Here is a 2170-nt window from a genome sequence, read left to right as displayed (position 1 = left end):
CGCCCGCACTGATCGGTGCGGGCGGGTCTCGGTCAGAGCCGCGGGTCGGTCGGCACCGATTCCATTGCCAGGATGGCGAATACGAGCTCGTGCACCCGCCACCGTGGCTCCCCGGCGGCGACGGCGTCGAGCGCCGCCAACCCGAGCCCGTGCTCCCGCATCGCGAGACCACGTTTGCGGCTCAGGGTCCGATCACGCAAGCGCGCGAGGTGTTCCGGCACGGTGTAGTCGGGACCATAGATGATCCGCAGGTATTTGCGCCCACGGCATTTGATGGGGTATAGGTCGTGGAGATCGTCAACAGCACAGACCGATCCTGTCATGGCGTGCCAGTGATTTTCCGGCGTGCGCGGCGCGCCCGTCAGCCCCGGTTACGGCTGACGCTGAAGGTCGAGCAGCCGTCGGCGCGCACATTGCCGCTCAGCACGGTGTCGTCGTGCCGGGTGGGCTGGAGGTCGACCATGAGGTAGGCGCCGGGCCGTTCGATCCAGCGCACCTGCTGGAACTCGAGGCGGCCCGAGTCGGTGGTGGCGCGCATTTCGAAGCGGCCGGACATGGCCTTGGGATTGGTCGGCAGGGGGTAGAACGCGAACTCCGTGCGGCCGGAGGGCTGCACCGTCAGCGTGAGACCGGTCGTACCCTGGTTGCAGGTGTACGAGCCCACCCAGGTACCCGTGATCGCCGACAACTCCACCGAGGGTGCCGGGTTCGCACCGTCGATCTCGGCGGAGACGGCGGTCCCGGGCACCGTACTCGTGCACCCGGACAGCACGGTCACTGCGAGCGCTCCGACCACGAACTGACGAATTCCCACGGTTCCCCCGAATCTGTTGGCTCGGCAGGGACCTTGCCATAGTCCCGCTCCGATGGCACATCCGGCCGCCCGGCCCGAGTCGGTGATCAGGCGCCGAATTCGTTACAGGGGGTGATGATTTCGCACCCTAGGGTGAGGATTGCCGGATTTCGCCTAACAGGGCTGTTCAGGGTCCCGATGGAGTCATCAGTACGCGCGATCGGCGCGGCGGGGACACGAATCGAGGAATCATGAAGAACGCAGTTCGGATGGGTGCGCTGATCGCCATTGCCGCGGCGTCGGTGGCAGGCTGCAGTGGGGAAATTGGTTCGGGCACAACTACATCGACCAAGGCATCGGCGACCGTCGTTCAGCCGTCGGCCGGTCAGCAGCCGCCCGCAACCCAGGCTCCCGGCGCGACGCAGGCGCCCGATGCCCCGGGCACGGTAGCGCCTGCCCCGGTTACCGAGGCGCCCGCGGAAACGTCGGCGCCGGACACCACGGCCCCGAATCCGGCCCCCGCCAACGACATCAGCGGGCCGGGCCGCTGCATCGATCCCGCCTCCACCGGCGTGCAGAACGCCCTGTCCCGCCTGGGCGGCAGCTGGGTCGCCTCCCAGGCCTCGGCCGACCAGCCGGGCAACTGCGGACAGTTGCTCTGGGTGCGGGCGGTAGGCGGCAACTCGGCGGGCGCGCCGATCCACATCCTGTTCTTCAGCGACGGAAAGTGGCTGGGCACAGCAACTTCCGAGGCTTACGCCTTCACCTACGTCTCCGGTGCCAGCGACAACGCGGTCACCGTCGACTACAAGTGGCTGGTCGCCGACGAACCGTTCGCGGCACCGCAGGGCGGCCCGGCGACGATCACCTACACCTGGACCGGCTCCAAGGTCACGATGAGTGCGCCGCTGCCGACGGAGGTGACCCAGCCGCACCGCTAGGCGCCGGGGCGGCGGCGCGGCGGATACCGATCAGCAGCAGGACGGCCGCCGCCGTCGCCGCCACCCAGGGGGCCGGTTCGAAGATCAGTGCGCAGACAGCCGTCCAGGCCAGCAGTGACCAGGCGAGGAAACCCGGCGGGGTGATCGCGCGGCGATCCATCCAGACGACGAGGCACCCCAGCAACAGCAGTGGGACGCCGAAGCTGCCGGGCCCCATCCAGAAGGCGCCGATCGGGGCGGGCAGTTCGGTGATGTCGGCCTCGGGTGCCCACAGTCCGAACGAGAACCACCGGCCGAAATGGCGGTGGCCGAGCGCGGTCGCGGCAAGGATATGGGCCCCGCCGAGGAAGGCGAGAACTCTTCCGGACCAGGTGATCATGGCTACCTCCAGCGATGCGTTGCGAAACTATCGGTATCGAAACTGATGGTTTCGTAT

General features: G+C 68.2%; 4 protein-coding genes. 1 reads left to right on the top strand and 3 read right to left on the bottom strand.

The genetic code is table 11. The features are described from left to right. Positions 1-32: 32 nt before the first annotated feature. On the bottom strand, positions 33-323 hold the full coding sequence (locus ACFWPJ_RS20775) for a hypothetical protein (RefSeq protein WP_378853688.1): 291 nt from the start codon (positions 321-323) through the stop codon (positions 33-35). A 38-nt stretch (positions 324-361) separates the two neighbouring features. Then, positions 362-778 (bottom strand): hypothetical protein, encoded by a 417-nt coding sequence (locus ACFWPJ_RS20770; RefSeq protein WP_378853686.1) that lies wholly within the window; start codon positions 776-778, stop codon positions 362-364. A 266-nt stretch (positions 779-1044) separates the two neighbouring features. Between ACFWPJ_RS20770 and ACFWPJ_RS20765 the strand changes: the two genes are divergently transcribed. Continuing rightward, the gene (locus tag ACFWPJ_RS20765) at positions 1045-1734 is read left to right on the top strand and encodes an LppP/LprE family lipoprotein (protein WP_378853684.1); all 690 of its coding nucleotides are present in this window, start codon (positions 1045-1047) and stop codon (positions 1732-1734) included. Here the strand turns inward: ACFWPJ_RS20765 and ACFWPJ_RS20760 are convergent. Next, positions 1685-2113, bottom strand: coding sequence for a hypothetical protein (locus tag ACFWPJ_RS20760; protein ID WP_378853682.1), 429 nt, complete (start codon positions 2111-2113; stop codon positions 1685-1687). The two genes, ACFWPJ_RS20765 and ACFWPJ_RS20760, sit on opposite strands and share 50 nt — an antisense overlap. Between the last annotated feature and the right edge of the window lie 57 nt (positions 2114-2170).

Origin of the sequence: Nocardia sp. NPDC058497 (assembly GCF_042720195.1) — a bacterium.
GTDB lineage: Bacteria > Actinomycetota > Actinomycetes > Mycobacteriales > Mycobacteriaceae > Nocardia.
Note: the sequence above shows the minus strand (reverse complement) of the source record. Positions and strands in the feature narration are given on the sequence as shown.

Coding starts and splice junctions, on each gene's coding strand:
- ACFWPJ_RS20760 (WP_378853682.1), bottom strand. CDS start 2,113: ATGATCACCTGGTCCGGAAGAGTTCTCGCCTTCCTCGGCGGGGCCCAT.
- ACFWPJ_RS20765 (WP_378853684.1), top strand. CDS start 1,045: ATGAAGAACGCAGTTCGGATGGGTGCGCTGATCGCCATTGCCGCGGCG.
- ACFWPJ_RS20775 (WP_378853688.1), bottom strand. CDS start 323: ATGACAGGATCGGTCTGTGCTGTTGACGATCTCCACGACCTATACCCC.